This is a genomic window from Kitasatospora sp. NPDC127116, assembly GCF_042677365.1.
In the GTDB taxonomy this organism is placed as follows: Bacteria; Actinomycetota; Actinomycetes; order Streptomycetales; family Streptomycetaceae; genus Kitasatospora; species Kitasatospora lactacystinica.
In genome coordinates this window covers 35,713-52,464 of sequence record NZ_JBHXTL010000002.1, presented here as the reverse complement: position 1 = coordinate 52,464, position 16,752 = coordinate 35,713, and the positions used below count along the sequence as shown (strand labels likewise).

The 16,752-nt window shown below is 73.4% G+C and carries 19 protein-coding genes; 4 read left to right on the top strand and 15 right to left on the bottom strand.

Translation table 11 applies throughout. The annotated features are described in order from the left end of the window. Positions 1-61 precede the first annotated feature (61 nt). Genes ACFVHV_RS01285 through ACFVHV_RS01270 form a run of 4 tightly spaced genes read right to left on the bottom strand, consistent with a single transcriptional unit; the run spans position 62 to position 3,268 of the window. Positions 62-472, bottom strand: coding sequence for a Fur family transcriptional regulator (locus ACFVHV_RS01285; RefSeq protein WP_189918013.1), 411 nt, complete (start codon positions 470-472; stop codon positions 62-64). 35 nt (positions 473-507) lie between these two features. After that, positions 508-1,437, bottom strand: coding sequence for a metal ABC transporter permease (locus ACFVHV_RS01280; protein WP_359902994.1), 930 nt, complete (start codon positions 1,435-1,437; stop codon positions 508-510). After that, positions 1,434-2,198: a metal ABC transporter ATP-binding protein gene (locus ACFVHV_RS01275; protein WP_380348007.1), complete on the bottom strand. Its 765-nt coding sequence runs from the start codon at positions 2,196-2,198 to the stop codon at positions 1,434-1,436. Before ACFVHV_RS01275 ends, ACFVHV_RS01280 begins: the two co-directional genes overlap by 4 nt. Before the next feature lie 14 nt (positions 2,199-2,212). After that, positions 2,213-3,268 (bottom strand): metal ABC transporter substrate-binding protein, encoded by a 1,056-nt coding sequence (locus ACFVHV_RS01270; protein ID WP_380348005.1) that lies wholly within the window; start codon positions 3,266-3,268, stop codon positions 2,213-2,215. A gap of 191 nt (positions 3,269-3,459) precedes the next feature. Here ACFVHV_RS01270 and ACFVHV_RS01265 point away from each other — a divergent pair, with 191 nt between their 5' ends. Beyond that, a complete protein-coding gene (locus ACFVHV_RS01265) occupies positions 3,460-4,842 on the top strand; it encodes a glycine--tRNA ligase (RefSeq protein ID WP_359902988.1) in 1,383 nt (460 codons plus the stop codon). A gap of 94 nt (positions 4,843-4,936) precedes the next feature. Here the strand turns inward: ACFVHV_RS01265 and ACFVHV_RS01260 are convergent, their stop codons facing one another. From ACFVHV_RS01260 to ACFVHV_RS01230, 7 genes are all read right to left on the bottom strand, one after another. After that, a complete protein-coding gene (locus ACFVHV_RS01260; protein ID WP_380348003.1) occupies positions 4,937-6,082 on the bottom strand; it encodes a hypothetical protein in 1,146 nt (381 codons plus the stop codon). A 68-nt stretch (positions 6,083-6,150) separates the two neighbouring features. Further along, the gene (locus tag ACFVHV_RS01255) at positions 6,151-7,269 is read right to left on the bottom strand and encodes a hypothetical protein (protein WP_380348002.1); all 1,119 of its coding nucleotides are present in this window, start codon (positions 7,267-7,269) and stop codon (positions 6,151-6,153) included. After that, positions 7,266-7,844, bottom strand: coding sequence for an NADAR family protein (locus ACFVHV_RS01250; protein WP_380348000.1), 579 nt, complete (start codon positions 7,842-7,844; stop codon positions 7,266-7,268). Before ACFVHV_RS01250 ends, ACFVHV_RS01255 begins: the two co-directional genes overlap by 4 nt. Positions 7,845-7,918: 74 nt before the next feature. Next, positions 7,919-9,028, bottom strand: coding sequence for a threonine aldolase family protein (locus ACFVHV_RS01245; protein WP_380347999.1), 1,110 nt, complete (start codon positions 9,026-9,028; stop codon positions 7,919-7,921). 87 nt (positions 9,029-9,115) lie between these two features. Next, on the bottom strand, positions 9,116-9,685 hold the full coding sequence (locus ACFVHV_RS01240; protein WP_380347997.1) for a DUF6939 family protein: 570 nt from the start codon (positions 9,683-9,685) through the stop codon (positions 9,116-9,118). Between the two features lie 183 nt (positions 9,686-9,868). Beyond that, a complete protein-coding gene (locus ACFVHV_RS01235) occupies positions 9,869-10,306 on the bottom strand; it encodes a nucleoside deaminase (RefSeq protein ID WP_359902974.1) in 438 nt (145 codons plus the stop codon). Then, complete coding sequence (locus ACFVHV_RS01230) at positions 10,303-11,112, bottom strand: LLM class flavin-dependent oxidoreductase (RefSeq protein WP_380347995.1); 810 nt, start codon at positions 11,110-11,112, stop codon at positions 10,303-10,305. Before ACFVHV_RS01230 ends, ACFVHV_RS01235 begins: the two co-directional genes overlap by 4 nt. Before the next feature lie 93 nt (positions 11,113-11,205). On the opposite strand from ACFVHV_RS01230, the gene ACFVHV_RS01225 reads away from it, so the two are divergent. Beyond that, complete coding sequence (locus tag ACFVHV_RS01225; protein ID WP_359902968.1) at positions 11,206-11,652, top strand: Lrp/AsnC family transcriptional regulator; 447 nt, start codon at positions 11,206-11,208, stop codon at positions 11,650-11,652. A gap of 138 nt (positions 11,653-11,790) precedes the next feature. After that, the gene (locus tag ACFVHV_RS01220) at positions 11,791-12,903 is read left to right on the top strand and encodes a serine hydrolase domain-containing protein (protein ID WP_380347993.1); all 1,113 of its coding nucleotides are present in this window, start codon (positions 11,791-11,793) and stop codon (positions 12,901-12,903) included. Positions 12,904-12,926: 23 nt separating this feature from the next. Here the strand turns inward: ACFVHV_RS01220 and ACFVHV_RS01215 are convergent, their stop codons facing one another. After that, positions 12,927-13,160 carry a hypothetical protein gene (locus tag ACFVHV_RS01215; RefSeq protein WP_359902966.1) on the bottom strand — a complete coding sequence of 78 codons (234 nt, stop codon included), beginning with the start codon at positions 13,158-13,160 and terminating at the stop codon, positions 12,927-12,929. Positions 13,161-13,345: 185 nt separating this feature from the next. After that, entirely contained in the window at positions 13,346-14,848 is a 1,503-nt protein-coding gene (locus tag ACFVHV_RS01210; protein WP_380347991.1) for an MFS transporter, read from the bottom strand. 102 nt (positions 14,849-14,950) lie between these two features. On the opposite strand from ACFVHV_RS01210, the gene ACFVHV_RS01205 reads away from it, so the two are divergent. After that, positions 14,951-15,835: a helix-turn-helix transcriptional regulator gene (locus ACFVHV_RS01205; RefSeq protein ID WP_380347989.1), complete on the top strand. Its 885-nt coding sequence runs from the start codon at positions 14,951-14,953 to the stop codon at positions 15,833-15,835. Here the strand turns inward: ACFVHV_RS01205 and ACFVHV_RS01200 are convergent. Next, positions 15,832-16,221, bottom strand: a complete 390-nt coding sequence (locus tag ACFVHV_RS01200) for a hypothetical protein (protein ID WP_380347987.1) — start codon at positions 16,219-16,221, stop codon at positions 15,832-15,834. The two genes, ACFVHV_RS01205 and ACFVHV_RS01200, sit on opposite strands and share 4 nt — an antisense overlap. Continuing rightward, complete coding sequence (locus tag ACFVHV_RS01195; protein ID WP_359902956.1) at positions 16,218-16,700, bottom strand: hypothetical protein; 483 nt, start codon at positions 16,698-16,700, stop codon at positions 16,218-16,220. Before ACFVHV_RS01195 ends, ACFVHV_RS01200 begins: the two co-directional genes overlap by 4 nt. Positions 16,701-16,752 lie beyond the last annotated feature (52 nt).

The following is a 16,752-nucleotide window of genomic DNA, read 5'->3' as shown; positions in this document are numbered from 1 at the left end:
GACGAAAAGGAGAGGACCCGCCGGGATCTGCCCGGCGGGTCCTCTCCTTCGTGTCGGCGGCTCAGGCCTTCTTGGCGCACTCCGCACAGGTCCCGAAGATCTCCAGGGTGTGCGCGATGTCGCTGAAGCCGTGCTCGGCGGCGACCGAGTTGGCCCAGCGCTCCACCGCGGGCCCCTCCACCTCGACGGTCGCGCCGCAGTGCCGGCAGACCAGGTGGTGGTGGTGCCCGCTGCTGCACCGGCGGTAGACCGCCTCGCCGTCGGCGGTGCGCAGCACGTCCACCTCACCGGCGTCCGCGAGCGACTGGAGCGTGCGGTAGACCGTGGTCAGACCGACGGAGTCCCCGCGGTGCTTGAGCAGGTCGTGGAGCTCCTGCGCGCTGCGGAAGTCCGCGATCTCGTCCAGGGCTGCCGAGACGGCGGCACGCTGCCGGGTCGAGCGGGCGCGCGGCGACGGGCCTGCGGTGGTCACCGTGGGTCCTCCTGGGGTCGTGGGCGTCTCGCACATCATTGTGCCAGCCCGGCCCGCCGCTCAGGGGTGGTCGTGCCGGACGGCCCGGAGACGGCCTGCCCCGGCAGTTCGACGTCGCACACCTTCGGTCCGTTCTCGCCCGTGCCGCGGTGGCGCCGCCGGGCCAGTGGCGCGGCGAGCAGGCTGAACACCGCGAAGACCGCGATGGCGAGCAGCACGATGGCCGGGCCGGAGGGCACGTCGAGCTGGTAGGAGCCCGTGACGCCGGCCAGCGAGACGACCACGCCGAGCGCGATCGAGGCGGCCTGGGTGGCGGCGAAGGAGCGGGTGAGCTGCTGGGCGGCGACCACCGGGACCACCATCAGCGCGCTGACCAGCAGCAGCCCGACCACCCGCATGGCGACCGTGACGGTGACCGCGGCCATCACCGCGAGCAGCAGGTTGAGGGTGCGCACCGGCACGCCGGTGACCCGGGCGAAGTCCTCGTCCTGGCAGATCGCGAAGAGCTGGCGGCGCAGGCCGACGGTGACCGCGATGACCACCGCGCCGAGCACCGCGATGGTGGCCAGGTCCGCGGGGGCGACGGTGAGGATCGAGCCCCACAGGTAGCTCTCCAGCGAGCCGGCCCCGGCCTGGGCGGACATCGAGACCAGCAGCTTGCCGCAGGCCATGCCGCCGTAGAAGAGCATCGCGAGGGCGATGTCGCCGCGCTGGTTGCCGCGCGAGCGGACCAGCTCCATGGTGACGGCGCCGAGCACGCAGACCAGCACGGCCATCCAGACCGGGCTGGTCTGGAAGATGAAGCCGAGGCCGACGCCGGTCATCGCGACGTGGCCCATGCCGTCGCCCATCAGGGCCTGGCGGCGCTGCACCAGGTAGATGCCGACGGCCGGGGCGGTGATCCCGACCAGGACGGCGGCGAGCAGGGCCCGCTGCATGAAGTCGTAGGACAGCATCTCGGTCATGCGAGCAGCCTCGGCGGGGTCAGGTCGGCGTGCGGGTGGACGTGGTCGTGGCCGGGCAGCGCGTGCAGGCCGGTGTTGGGCACGGGCGGGCCGTCGTGGGCGACGCAGCCGTCCCGCAGCACCACGGCGCGGTCGATCAGCGGTTCCAGCGGTCCGAGTTCGTGCAGCACGAGGAGGACGGAGGCGCCGCGGCCGACCTCGGTGCGCAGGGTGTCGGCGAGCACCTGCTGGCTGGCGGCGTCGACGCCGGCCATCGGCTCGTCCATGATCAGCAGGTCGGGGGAGCCGACCAGGGCGCGGGCGATCAGCACCCGCTGCTGCTGGCCGCCGGACAGGTCGGCCACGCCGTCCGAGGCCCGCTCCAGCATGCCGACGGCGGCCAGCGCGCGGTCCACCGCCTCGCGGTCCTTGCGGCGGAAGGGCAGCAGCCGGTGCTGCGGCAGCCGTCCGGTGGAGACCACCTCCCGCACGGTGGCGGGGACGCCGGAGGCGGCGGTGGTGCGCTGCGGGACGTACCCGATCCGGTGCCAGGCGCGGAAGGAGCGGAACGGGGTGCCGAACAGCTCCAGGGTGCCGTGCTCCAGCGGGACGGAGCCGATCACGGCCTTGACGGTGGTCGACTTGCCGGAGCCGTTGGCGCCCAGCAGGGCGACGACCTCTCCGGGCCGGACGGTGAGGTCGACGCCGCGCAGCACCGGCCGGCCGCCGCGCGAGGCGACGGCGTCACGGAGGCGGACGGCCGGGGGTATCGGGTCGGTCATGGTGCTCGGTCCCGTCAGTTCGCGGGGGCGGGGGTGGCGGCGTCGGTCCCGGCGGGGGCGGCCGGGGCGGTGCCGGCCGGGGCGCCGAGGGCGGCCCGGAGGTTGGCCAGGTTCTGCTTCATCACGGTCAGGTAGTCGTCCTTGGACGGGTCCTTGACGCCCTCCAGCGGATCCAGGACGGCGGTCCTGAGGCCGAGGTCCTTGGCGACGGTCTCGGCGAGCTTGGGGCTGACCAGGGTCTCGAAGAAGACGGTGGAGACGCCGTTGTCCTTGGCGGCCTTCTGCACCGCGGCGAGGCGGGCCGGGGTGGGCTCGGACTCCGGGTCGACGCCGTTGATGGCGACCTGGGTGAGGCCGTAGTGGTCGGCGAGGTAGCCGAACGCGGCGTGGCTGGTGACGAAGGTCCGGGTGCTGGCGTCCTTCAGCCCGTCCCGGAACTCCTGGTCGAGCGCGGTGAGCCTGGTGACCAGCTCGTCGGTGTTCTTCCGGTAGTCCTCGGCGTGGGCCGGGTCGGCCTTGGCGAACTCGTCGCCGACGCTCTTGGCGATCGCCGCGTAGCGGGTCGGGTCGAGCCAGATGTGCGGGTCGCCGGCCGGGTCCTCGTGCTTGTGGCCGTCGGTCCCGTGGCCGTCGCCGCCGTGGTCGGCGTCCGCGGTGTCCTCGTCGAGGTGGTGGTCGACCAGCGGGCTGGCGGCGGTGGCGTCGATCTTGTGCTTGCTGGACGACTGCGCGACGGCCTGGTCGACGGTGGGCTGGAGGCCCTTGAGGTAGATGATCGCGTCGGCCTTCTGGACCGTGCCGACCTGCTTGGCGGTGAGCTCCAGGTCGTGCGGCTCGACGCCGGCGGCGGTCAGGTCGGTGACCGCGACGTGCTCCTTGCCGATCTGCTGGGCCAGGTACTCCATCGGGTAGAAGGAGGCGACGACCTTCAGCTTGCCCGTGCCGCTGTCGGCGCTGCTGCTGCCTCCGCAGGCGGTGAGGACGAGGGTGGCGGCGAGGGCGGTGGTGCCGAGCGCCATGGAGCGGCGGGTCCGGCGAGACAGTCCGAGTCGAGGCAGTCCGATCATCATGACAATCATTCTCATCCCAAATGGAAATGATTGTCAAATCACTCGGGCGGGTGAACGGAAGGTGACGGAGGGTGGGGGCGGCCGGACGATACCGATTTGAATCACGTACCCGTATGGCCGGTAACCTGAGGTATTCGGGTACGCGCAACCAGCCGTGCCCTGACCGTGCCGTACGTACTGAAGAGAGCACTGTGGCCGCCGACAAGATCGACACGATCGTCAGCCTGAGCAAGCGCCGTGGCTTCGTCTACCCCTGCAGCGAGATCTACGGCGGCACGCGTGCCGCCTGGGACTACGGGCCGCTGGGTGTCGAGCTCAAGGAGAACATCAAGCGCCAGTGGTGGCGCGCGATGGTCCAGGCCCGTGAGGACGTCGTCGGACTCGACTCGTCGGTGATCCTCGCCCGCGAGGTGTGGGAGGCCTCCGGTCACGTCGCCACCTTCAACGACCCGCTGACCGAGTGCCTCTCCTGCCACAAGCGCCACCGGGCCGACCACCTGGAGGAGAAGTACGAGGCCAAGCACGGCTTCCCGCCGCCGAACGGTCTCCAGGACGTCAACTGCCCCGACTGCGGCACCAAGGGCCAGTTCACCGAGCCCAAGGACTTCTCGGGCATGCTGAAGACCCACCTCGGTGTCACCGAGGAGGCGAGCGGCCTGGCGTTCCTGCGCCCGGAGACCGCCCAGGGCATCTTCACCAACTTCAAGGCCGTCCAGACCACTTCGCGCAAGAAGCCGCCGTTCGGCATCGCCCAGACGGGCAAGAGCTTCCGCAACGAGATCACCCCCGGCAACTTCATCTTCCGCACCCGCGAGTTCGAGCAGATGGAGATGGAGTTCTTCGTCAAGCCGGGCGAGGACGAGCAGTGGCACGAGTACTGGCTCCAGCAGCGCTGGGACTGGTACGTCGGCCTCGGCCTGCGCACCGAGAACATGCGCTTCTTCGAGCACCCGAAGGAGAAGCTCTCCCACTACGCCAAGCGCACGGTGGACATCGAGTACCGCTTCAACTTCGGCGGCTCCGAGTTCTCCGAGCTGGAGGGCGTCGCCAACCGCACCGACTACGACCTGCGGGTGCACAGCGAGGCCTCCGGCCAGGACCTGAAGTACTTCGACCAGGAGTCCGGCGAGCGGTACTTCCCGTACGTCATCGAGCCGGCGGCCGGCCTCAACCGCGCCATGCTGGCCTTCCTGATCGACGCCTACTTCGAGGACGAGGCGCCGAACGCCAAGGGCGTCATGGAGAAGCGCGTCGGCATGCGGCTCGACCCGCGCCTGGCCCCGGTCAAGGTCGCCGTCCTGCCGCTGTCGCGCAACGCCGAGCTGTCCCCGAAGGCCCGCGGCCTGGCCGCCGACCTGCGCACCGCGTGGAACGTCGAGTTCGACGACGCCGGCGCCATCGGCAAGCGCTACCGCCGCCAGGACGAGATCGGCACGCCGTTCTGCGTCACCGTCGACTTCGACACCCTTGAGGACAACGCGGTGACCGTCCGCGACCGCGACACCATGTCGCAGGAGCGCGTCTCGCTGGACCAGGTCAAGGCGTACCTGGGCGCGCGGCTGATCGGCTGCTAGCAGCCTCCGGCACGGCCCGGGAGCCCTCGTCCGCCCTGGTGGGGCGGACGGGGGCTCCTTGCTGTCCGGGGCAGGGGGCCGCGTGCGGCCGCCGCTACCGCCGTCCCCAGCGCGAGCGCGGGGCCGCGGGCGGGCGGGTCGGGAGGCCGGCGGTGCGCAGGGCCGCGAGCGTGGTGCGGTGGCGGGCCTCGTCGGCTAGCAGCGCGGCCAGCAGCTGCGCGTAGAGCCCGGAACTGCCGGCGCCGTCCAGGGCGGCGGCCAGCCGGACCACCTCGGCGGGCGGGCGCAGGACGGCCAGCTCGCTCAGCAGGAGGGCGGCGAGCGCCGGCGGCAGCCCGGCCGCGAGGTCGGCGAGGTCGGCGGTGGAGCGGCCCGCGGCCTGCCGCAGCAGGGTCCTGACGTCGGCGGACCGGCCGTGCTGCTGGAGGCAGGCGGCCAGGGAGGTCAGCTCGGGCATCGGCGCGGACCCCCACTCCCAGAGCAGCGTCGCGCTGTCGGCGGCCAGCCCGGCCCGGTCCAGCGCGGAGAGCAGGCCGGGGACGGAGGCGGCCGGGTAGCCCCAGAAGGCGTGGAACACCTCGGCCGCCTCCTCGGCCAGGCCCAGTTCGCGCAACTCGGCGAGCACGGTGACGGAATGGTCGGGTGCGGACCGGGCGATGCTGCGGGCGAGGAGGAGCGAGCCGCCGGTCGGACCGTACCTGGCCAGCATGCCGACCAGCAGCGCGGCGTCGGAGGGGGTGAGACGGGCGGCGGCCGCGTCTATCACCCCGGTGGCCTCGGCGAGGGAGCCGGCCCGGTGGAGGGCGGTGATCCGCTCGGTGAGAGCGCCGAGGTCGGGGCGGGCGGGCGCCGGCGGCTGCTGCTGAGGTGGCCGCTGCTGTCGCGGTGGCTGCTGTGCGGGCCGCTGATGGGCCGGTGCCTGTTGGTGCGGCGGTGGCGGCGGTGGCTGCTGCCGCTGTCTGATCCGGCTCTCCAACGCCTCCAGCTGGTCGCTGAGTTGGAGGCAGCGGGCGCCCAGTCCCTCGCGGAGCATGCGGGCCTGGGCGAGCTGGCGCAGCAGCTCCCCGTCCGGCCGCTGGCGGCCCGGGGTGGCCCCGATCGCCTCGTTCAGGCGCCGTTCACGTTGGCCCGCGTAGCGGCTCGCACGGAGTAACTCGTCCAGTTCTGCGCGGAGTTCCTCGGCCTGTTGCTCGCCTTCCGGCCGCTGGCCTGCGGATTGTGCCGTCGGCCGCATGCGCATGATCGCCCCAACCTGTCCATCTGCACCCTGACTGTGTGACATCCTGGCGTCAGTATGTGGCGTGGGAGTTAAGAGTGCACGACCAGTCGTGTCCGAGTGGTGTCAAGGAGCGCGCAGACGGCGGTCGTTGCGAGGAGTGCGCCGGTCGCGCTCCGGAGGAGGGTCGCCTCGTAGTACGGGCCGGGAGCGAGCACCGCGACGGCGTATCCGACCAGCGCGCCCACGAGCGCGGGCGGCAGGAGGAGCAGCGCGGCCCGGCGGACCGCCGCCCCGATCACCAGGAGCCCGGCCAGGGCGGAGAGTTCGGGCGTGCCGAAGGACTGCGCGTAGCGGATCGACAGGGCGGGGACGAGGAACAGCGCCAGTGCCCGGCCGACCGTCCCGGAGAGCGCGGCGGTGTACGGGCCGGGCCGCCCGCGCGGAATCCGGCGCGGAAGGGTACGGGTGGCGACGAGCACCGCCAACGCGGCCGCGGCGGACGGGAGATGGTCCCCGAGCCGGGCGAGGTTGTAGAGCAGCGCGGTGTCGTACAGCACCAGCATCAGCTGGCCGTACGCCCACAGGTCGAGCGCGAAGCGGAACGGGCCGCGGGCGGGCTCGGCGTCCGCTTCGGGTTCGCGTCGGGCCAGCCGGGCGATCATCGGCGGCGTGAGGCAGGCCGCGAGCACCCGCAGGACGAGGTCGTCCACGGTGTACGGGTTCCGCAGGTCCCACTCCACCGCGCAGAACGCCACCGTGTACGAGACGGCGGCGAGCGGGATCAACGGCGAGCGGGCCAGCCGGACGTACAGCGCGCGGTCCAGCCGCCGGACGACGGCGACGAACGCCAGCAGCACCAGCGGCAGTTCGAGGAACGCCTGCACCCGGAGCACCGACGGCGCCAGGAGCTCCGGGGCCGGGAAGCGGGCGGCGAGCGAGTCCAGGCGGGGCACGTCGAACCAGCCGGGCGGCAGGTGGCGGGCGATGAAGGAGACGTCCCCGTGGTGCACCCGGTTCACGTAGACCGCGACGAGCACCTGGTTGAGGTGGATCAGCGCGACGACGGCCGCCAGCAGCGGCTCCGGCCCGTACGTTCCTTCTCGCCGCGGGGGCCGGGCCTTCCGCCGCAACACCCCCGGCGCCAGGAGCAGGGCGGCGGCGGCCGAGGCCACCACCGTCCCGTCCAGCAGCGCAGCGATCGCGCTCATGCGGCCAACCGCGCCCGCGCCTCCATCAGGGCGAAGCCGAGCAGGTTCAACCCGCGCCACTCGGCGGGCTGTTGGGCCCGGATGTCGTCGGCGGCGAGCCCGATGCCCCAGATCCGGTCCAGCGGGCTGGCCTCGACCAGCACCCGGTCGCCCGTGCCCAGGAGGTAGTCGCGCAGCGCCTCGTCCTGTCCGAACTTCGCGACGTTGCCCGCCACCACCAGCTCGAACCGGCCGGCCGTCCAGACCTTCTCGTCGAAGTCCTTGACCAGCCGCCCCAGCTTCTTCGCCTCGGCGGGGGTCCGGGCCGCGAGCACCCGCCGTGCGATCTCCTCGTCACCGAACATCCGGGCCTTGCCGGCCATCATCCAGTGCTCGGCGGAGGTGTAGGTGAGCCCGTCGACGGTGAACTCGCCGGGCCACCACTGGCTCAGGCACTCCTGTCGGGTGCCACCGCCCTTGCGCTCGGTGTGCCCCCAGAACATCACCCACTTCGGCCGCAGCCCGTCGGCCATCAGCGCGGTCAGCTCCTCGCGGCTGCGGACGGCGGCCAGGTCCCCCACGTGCATCTCGCTCATATCGTCAGTCTGACACAAAGGGGTGGTGGCCGCGAACCCGTTCGACCGCGGCGCTCCTCGCGGGATCCCCGCCGTCAGCCCCTGGCCGCCAGCTCCAGGAAGCGCAGCCCGACCTCCGTCACCTCCTCCGCCGTCCACGCCTGCGCCGGCTCGCCGAGGCTGACCTCGGCCACGGCGAGGCCGGGGGCGGCGTCCTCCCAGTGCGGGACGAACCAGACGCCCTCCTGCTCGGCCAGGGCCAGATGGGCGGCGTTCAGGGCCTCGGCCGGGTGCGGGAGCCAGAGTTGGTACTCGTGGGTGGGCGGCACCTCGGGATACAGGCGGGCGCCGGGGAGCGCGGCCAGGGCCGGGGTGAGGGTGGACGCGGCGTGGCGGATCAGGCCGGGGATGCGCGGCAGGGCGGTGTCCAGGCCGTGGAGGGCGGCGATGGCGGCCGGCCACTGCTGGGAGAGCTGGCCGCCGTAGCGGTGGCGCCAGGTGCGGGCGTAGGAGACGAGGGCGGCATCGCCGGCGAGGGCGGCCCCGCTGATCCCGCCGAGGTCCTTGTAGTAGGAGACGTAGACGCTGTCGGCGAGGGCGGCGATCTCGTCGAGCCGCTTGCCGAAGTGGGCCGTGGTGTTCCAGAGCCGGGCGCCGTCGAAGTGCACCCGGGCGCCGGCCTCGCGGGCGGCGGCGACGAGGGCGGTCAGCTCGTCCCAGTCGGGGAGCAGGTAGCCGGGGTCGCGCAGCGGGAGTTCGACCGTCAGGGTGCCGAACGGCTCGCCCAGCGCGCCGAGTTCGCCGGGCGTCGGCTGGCGCTGCTCGGTGGTGGGCCAGAGGCCGCGCAGGCCGGTGAGCTGGGTGTAGGCGTGCCGCTCGTGCCGCTCGATGTGGCTGAGCGGATGCAGGGCCACCGCCGTGTTGCCGGTGCGCTCGGCGTGGTGGCGCAGGGCCACCTGCTGGGCCATCGTCCCGGTGGGGAAGAAGACCGCGTCCTCCTTCCCGAGCAGTGCGGCGGTCCGTTCCTCCAGCTGCCGCACGGGCCCGTCGCTGCCGTAGAAGTCGTGGGGGACGTCCAGGCCGTCCAGGGCGGAGAGTTGGGCGAGGCGCTCGCGGATGCTGAGGACGCGGTCGCCGGAGAGGAAGCGCTTGCAGGTCATGCGGGCCGCGCGGCGCCGCTGGACCGCGCTCTGGTCATCGGTCATCCGACGATTGTCGAACTCGTGGCGCGGTCGGACCAACTGCTTTTCCCCAGGACGGGTCGGGCGCCGGAGAGGCGGTCCGGGCCGGGGCTATCGGGGCTGCCCGTCCGTGTCGCCCTCGTCGGGCCAACGGCCCTCCAGGTGGAGCCGGATGAGCGCGGCGTGGGAGAGCGGGCTGGTGGGGTCGGCGACGTCGCCGTTGGTGGTGTAGTCCAGGAGCACGACCTCGTCCTTCTCCCGGAGCCGCTCGACCAGATCGGCGACGCGGTGTTCGAGGACCCAGCGGTAGGCCGGGAGGTAGACGCGGCGGCGGGCCGTCTCGTAGGGCAGGAGCCGGTCGCCGTGCAGGCCGGTCCGGTGGCCCTGGACGGGGCCGTACCGGCGTACCGTCCGCTTGAGGCCCTTCATCGAGGTGACGCGCAGCTTCGCGGGGTCGACGTCGGCGTCCCGGAAGACCTTGAGGGCCTGCCAGACGCCTTCCGCGGACTCGCTGGTCACGCCGTCGCTCCAGGGGACCGGGATGCCGCCGTGCGGATGGAACGGGCTCAGCCGGACCCACGGGTCCGGCGCCCTGGAGGTGACGTCGATGATCTCCGCGCCGGGGAAGGCGGCGGTCAGCGAGGCCGTCGTGCGGCGGCGGCTCGCGACGTGGATCGGCATCGGTGGTTCCCTCCGGTCGGTGACGTGATCCGCCGAGCTTTCCCGATGCCACTGACACTCGCCCTGTTGGGTTGAACGTGCGTGCATGTCGGCCGGGAGGGGAGACCATGGCGGTGCCTGCGAGTGCCCGGGGGCTCGTCGGAGTGGCGATCTCGGTGTTCACCCTGCCGGTGGTGCTCTTGCTCAGCGCGGACCGTAGTAGGCCGTGATCGGGGCCCGGGCCTCGTCGGGCAGGGCCGGGCCGTCCGTCGGTACCGGCCTCCAGGCGCCCGAGTCGGGGTTGAGCTCGACGAGTTGCGCCGTGGAGAGCGCGTACACGACCCGGCCGAGGCCGGAGCGGAGGATGCCTCCTTCGCACATGCCGCAGGGCTGGCAGCTGGTGTACATCGTGGTGCGCGCGGCGGTGCCGGGGGCCAGTTCGCGGGCGGCCCAGCGGGCGAGCTTCAGTTCGGGGTGGGCCGTGATGTCGTCGTCGCGCCGTACGGTGTTGTGGGCCTCGGCGAGGATCCCGCCGTCCGGGCCGGCGAGCAGGGAGCCGTAGGGGGCGTCGCCCAGGGTGATCGCGTGGGCGGCGATGGCGAGGGCGCGGCGGAGCAGGGCCCGGTCGGCGTCGGTGATCACACGGCCCTCCACCGGGTGGCCACGGTGGTGAGGTCCTGCCAGGCCCGCTGCGGGCGGCGGGTTTCCTCCGGATCGCCGTGGTAGGGGTCGAGGACGACGGTCTCCGCGCCGAGATCGCGCAGGTGGCGGAGGTCGTCGAGGATCTGGTCGACGGTGCCGACGCCGGCGGGCCGCTCGGGGTCGTCGACCGGCGTGCCGGTCGGCCGCAGGGCGATGCGGGGCGCGAACCCCGGCATCGGGTGCTCGGCCAGGATCGACCGCATCCGGGCGAGGGGCAGCCGCAGCGGGTGCCAGGCGTCGCCGAACCGGCGTGCCCGCCGGAGCGCGGCCTCGCTGTGGCCGCCGACCCAGACCGGTACCGACCGGCGGTCGGGCTCCTCGGCCCGGGCGTCGCGCAGGGTGCTCAGGTACTCGTCGGTCAGTCTGCCGCGCTCGCCGAACGGCACGCCGAGGGCGGCGAACTCCCGGCGGGCCCAGCCGACTCCCACGCCGAGGACGAACCGGCCGCCGCTGAGCCGGTCGAGGGTGTCCGTCATCCGCGCCACCAGCAGCGGGTTCCGGTAGGGCAGGATCAGCACGGTCGTGCCCAGCCGCAGGTTCGGGGCGACTCCGGCGAGCCAGGACAGCGTGGTGAAGGGCTCGTAGAAGGGTTCCGGGTACCGCTCGGCGACGTCCGGGGTCACCGCCACGTGGTCCGACACCATGAGGAGGTCGAAGTCGAGGCCCTCCGCGGTCCGGGCCCACTCGCGCAGCACGCCGGGGTCGGTTCCCGGGCCGAAGTTCGGTACGTTGACGCCAAGTTGCATGCTTCGAGGCTATCCCCGCGATCATGGCGGACGGAACGGGGTTCTCCCGCTGTGACCGGCGGATCGCCGTGGTTCTCCCGGTAGATTCGCGTCATGGCCGTGAATCTTGACGACACCGACTGGGCGATCATCGAGCAGCTGCAACGGGAGGCCCGCATCTCGCTCAGCGAGCTGGGACGGCGGGTGTCGCTGAGCGCGTCGGCGACCACCGAACGGGTGCGGAACCTGGAATCGCTGGGCGTCATCACCGGCTACCGCGCGACGGTGGACCTGGCGAAGGTCGGCTACCCGGTGCTCGCCGTCGTCCGGCTGAAGTACCCGGGCAACCGGCACGAGCCGCTGCGGCGGCTGCTCGACGAGCGGCGGGAGATCCTGGAGTGCCTGCGCACCACCGGCGACGACTGCTACACCCTGAAGGTGGCGGCGACGTCCATGGAACACCTGGAAACCCTGGTGGACGAACTGGCCGGCTTCGGCAGCACCACCACGAGCGTCGTCTACAGCCGGACACTGCCCCTGCGGGGACCCGGCCGGCCCTGACGCCTGCGGAGGTGCTCCCTCGATCGGGGGAGGCCGGCCGTCCGCCGCGCGGCCAGACTGGCGATCGTGACCGGGAGCTGTTCCCGATCCCCACGATCCCACAGGAGTTGACCCGTGTGTCCTTCGCGTGTCCGCCACATGGCACTCGCCCTCGCCCTCTCGACCGCCGCGGCCGTCGGGGCGCTGACACCGCCCGCGGCGTCGGCCGCGTCCGCCGCTGCCCCGCCGGACGTCGTGCAGCAGGGCCTGAACGCGCTGGTGCGGACGGACGGGGTGCCCGCCGCGCTCGCGACCGTCCGGGACGGGCGGGGCCGGACCCGCGACTACACGGCAGGGGTGGGGGACCTGGCCACCGGCGCGAAGGTCCCCGTCGACGGACAGGTGCGGATCGGCAGCAACACCAAGACCTTCACCGCCGTCGCCGTGCTCCAGCTGGTGGGGGAGGGGAAGGTCGACCTCGACGCCTTCGTCGACACCTACCTCCCCGGCCTGGTCCGCGGCGAGGGCGGGGACGGACGCGGCATCACCGTCCGGCAGCTCCTCCAGCACACCAGCGGCCTGCCCGACTACGAGGGGCTGCTGGACGAAGCCTCCCTCCGGCACCGGTACTTCGAGCCCCGCGAGCTGCTGGACCTCGCCCTCGGGCAGAAGTCCGTCTCCGCGCCCGGGGAGAAGTTCGGCTACAGCAGCACCAACTACGTGCTGGCCGGCCTGATCGTCCAGCGGGTGACCGGCCGGCCGCTCGCCGAGGAGATCGACCGGCGGATCGTCCGGCGCATCGGGCTGCGGCACACCTACTTCCCGGCCGCCGGCGACCGGACCATCCGGGAAGCCCACCCCAAGGGGTACCGCAAGGACTCCGCCGACGGGCCGCTGACCGACTTCACCGAGCTGGACCCGTCGGCGGGCTGGGCGGCCGGGCAGATGATCTCCACCAACGCGGACCTCGACCGCTTCTTCACCGAACTGCTGGTCCCGGACCGCCTGCTGCCCGCCGCCCAGCTCGCCCAGATGCGCGCCACCGTCCCGGTCGGGGACAGCGGCATGGGCTCCGGGCTGGGCGTCTTCAGCCGGCCGCTCTCCTGCGGCGGGGTCTACTGGGGGCACGGCGGCGACATTCCGGGCTACGAGACCCGGGGCGGCGCCACCGACGACGGGCGCGCCGTGAACATCGCGGTGACCACCGTTCCGGCCGACTACGCCGTCACCCGGCACCTGGAGGACGTGGTGGACGCCGCCCTGTGCCGCTGAGCCGGCCGCCGGGCCGCGAGCCGTCAGGAGCGGTAGTGGTTCCCCTCGTCGCCGATCACGCCGGTGCCGTGGTGGACCGAGATGCTGGAGTACGTCGCCCGCATGCGCGTGGCCTGGGCGGTCCGCTGCTGTTCGATCAGCAGGCCCTCGGCGTCGTCGAACTGGTGCCGGCGAGCGCGTTCCCGGAGCACCAGGTAGAGCGTGGCACCGACGACCGTGCCGACGAGCACGAGCAGGAACACCAGGACGAGAGCCATGACGTCATCTTCCCCCGGTTCGAGTGCGTCTGACTTTTATCTCATGGGCGTTCGGCGGTCGCACTCGAATCGTCCGAAGTCGCCGTACGGCTGTGCGGAACACCGGGCGCGGGCGGCGCGGGGGCGGCGATCGGCCGACCGCTCCGGGTGATCGCGACGCGCTCGCCGGCCCCGCGGGCCGGGGTTCAGCCGATGGAGCGGGGGAGGCGGGTGGTCAGGTGGAGGATGGTGAAGGAGCCGAGGAGCTGGATGCCCAGGCACAGGGCGAGGGCGCGGTCCATGCCGAGGACGGGGGAGAGGGAGAGGTAGAGGGTGCCGAGGGTGGCGACGCCGAGGGCGAGGCTGGACTGCTGCCCGGTGGCGAGGACGCCGCTGCCGACGCCGGCCCGGGCGGCGGGCACCTTGGAGAGGACGACCCGGAACAGCGGGGTGCCGATCAAGCCCTGCCCGATGCCGGCGAGGGCGACGCCCGGGGCCATCCGCAGTGGCGAGAAGTGCGACCAGTCGGCCAGGACGGTCAGGGCGAGGGTGGCGAGGCCGGTGGCCTGGACGACGGCGCCGGCGCTGAGCACCCGGCTGCCCCAGCGGCCGATCAGCCGCGGGCCGGCCAGCGAGGCGCAGAAGTAGCCGACGGCCATCGGGACGAGCGCCCAGCCGGCCGCGACCGGGCCGAGCCCGAGGCCCTGCTGGAGGGCGACCGCGATGACGAACATGAAGCCGCCGAAGCCCGCGAAGTAGGGGAGCGCGATGCCGAGGCCGCGCCGCATCTCCGGGATGCGCAGCAGGGACGGCGGCACCAGCGGGGTGTCCCCGCGCCGCTCGGCGCGGCGTTCGACGGTGCCGAAGGCGACGGCGAGGACGGGGAACAGGGCCAGCAGCACCCAGGACCAGAGCGGCCAGCCGGCGGCACGGCCCTCCATCAGCGGGATGAGCAGGGAGAGCAGCGTGGCGGTGAGCAGGACGGTGCCGGGGACGTCGACCCGGGCGGCCGTGGCGGCCCTGTTCTCCGGGACGTAGCGGACCGCGAGCACCACGGCGAGCAGGGCGAACGGCACGTTCAGCAGGAACACCGAGCGCCAGCCGGTGCCGAACAGGTCGGCGGCGACCAGCATGCCGCCGAGCACCTGCCCGATCACCACCGAGATCCCGCCGACCGCGCCGTAGACGCTGAGCGCGCGGCCGCGCCGGGCGCCCCCGGTGGCGGCGGTGATGGTGCCGAGCACCTGCGGGATCAGCAGTGCGGCCGAGGCGCCCTGGGCGGCCCGGGCGGCGACCAGGGACCACGCGCCGGGGGCGAGGCCGCAGGCCAGTGAGGTGAGGGCGAAGGCGACGGCGCCGACGACGAAGAGCCGGCGGCGGCCGTAGTTGTCGCCGAGGCGTCCGCCGAGGACGAGCAGCACGGCGAAGGCGATGCCGTAGCCGGCGGCGACCAGTTCGAGGACGGCGGGCCCGGCGGCCAGGTCGTGGTCGATGGTGGGCAGGGCGACGTTGACGATGAAGAAGTCGAGCATCGGCAGGAAGGCGCCGAGCAGGACGGTGACCAGCCCGGCGGTGCCGAGGGTGGCGGCGGGGCCGGTGGGAGCGGTGGCGGGGCCGGCCGGTCCCGGGGCGGAGGTACGGGCGGCCGCGGTGCCGGGGGTGGTGGCGGTGCGGCTCGATGCGGGGGCGGCGGCGAGTTGTCGGGTCACGGGTCCTACGATCCGCCGGGTCGTACCCTGGTACCAGAGTGTGGTTATCCGGGTATAAGAAGTACCTGGCAACAGGTTGACGGCTGTCGCATGCTGGGGAGCATGAGCCTCGCCACACCTCCCGCGCAAGCCCGTACCGGTTCGGCCGGTCCGCGCCCGGCCACTCCCGACGAAGCCCGCCGGCACGAGCTGGCCGCGTTCCTGCGCAGCCGCCGCGAGCGCCTGACGCCCGAGCAGGTGGGCCTGCCGATGACCGGGCGCCGCAGGACGCCGGGGCTGCGCCGGGAGGAGGTCGCGCAGCTCGCCGCGGTCGGGGTGACCTGGTACACGTGGTTGGAGCAGGGGCGGGACATCCAGGTGTCCGCCCAGGTGCTGGACTCGGTGGCCCGGGCGCTGCTGCTGGACCCGAGCGAGCGGGCCCACCTGTTCACCCTGGCCGGCACGGACGACCCGGTGCCGGTGCGGGAGTGCCCCTCGGTGACCCCGAGCGTGCGGCTGCTGCTGGAGCGGCTGGCGCCGTACCCGGCGGTGGTGCTCAACTCCCGCTACGACGTGCTGGCGTACAACGCCCAGTACACCGCGATCGTCGGTGACCTCGACCGGCTGGCTCCGGAGGACCGGAACCTGATGTGGATGGCGTTCACGCCCTCGCAGTTCCGCGACGTGCTGATCGACTACCGCACCGAGCGCCTCGGCATGGTGGCCCGGTTCCGCTCGGCGATGGCCGACCACAGCTCGGAGCCGGCCTGGAAGGCGCTGGTGGCCCGGGTGCTCAAGGCCTCGCCGGACTTCGCGGAGCTCTGGCAGCGGCACGACGTGATGCGGCCGGGCAACGGGATCAAGCGGTTCCAGGTGCCCGGGGTCGGGCTGTTGCGCTGCGAGTACACCAACTTCTGGCTCAGTCCGCAGCTGGGGACACGGATGATCACGTACACCCCGCTGGACGACGGGACCCGCGCGCTGATGGACGAGCTGCCGACGCCCTAGGCGGTCCGCAGCGCCGCGTCCCGGCCGAGCCACAGGCACACCACGGCGAGCGGCAGTTCGATGCAGGTGGCCATGACCAGCGCGGCGAGCACCGGGAGGCCCGGCCCGGCGCAGGCGATGTCGGCCAGGGCGTCCCCGGCGAGCAGCAGGGCCACCGCCGCGCCGGCCCAGAGCGCGGCGGGGCTGCGCCGGCGCAGCAGCGCGTCCAGCGAGAGCAGGGCGGCGAACTCGGTGAGGTCGAGCACGACCCAGGGGGTCTCGTGGCAGACGGCGAGGACCGCCAGCCAGGGCAGCAGCGCGACCGCGGCCATGACCGGGAGCCGGCCGAGGCGCGCGGGCGGGGTGTACGAGGAGGTGGGGCGGACGGAGAGGACGGCGGTACTCATGCGATGCCCCGCACCCGCTCCAGCGGCAGCCGCTCGGCCGTCCCGCCCGCCGAGTGCTCGACCCGCACCGCGTCGAACGGGCCCTCGGCCCAGGCGATCCAGAACCGGTCGGCCACCACGGCCACCTCGGCCGTCGACCGCGCCCGGCGGAACGGCCGCCGCCCGGTGAACACCACCGCGGGCGCGGCGCCGTCGGCCGCCAGCCGGCCCCAGGCCAGCACGTGCCGGTTCCGCCCGGTGGACGGGCAGTGCCGGGCCCCGCGCAGCAGGTGCGGGGTGAGCCGGGCGGCGACCAGGACGTCGGTCAACTCCCCGTACTGGTACAGCTCCAGCGCGGCCCGGCCGCGGCCGGACCCGGCGCTGCGGACCGACCAGGGCCCGGCTCCGGCCGGCAGCGCCCCCTCCGGGGCTGCGGAGGCACCTCCGGGGCCGGGCCGCCCGTTCGGCGCAGTGGCGGAGTGCGATGCGGTGCTCGTCATGACCTCAAGCTTTCCGCCGGGACCCCGGTCCTGTCGGTGGTGCTCCACACCG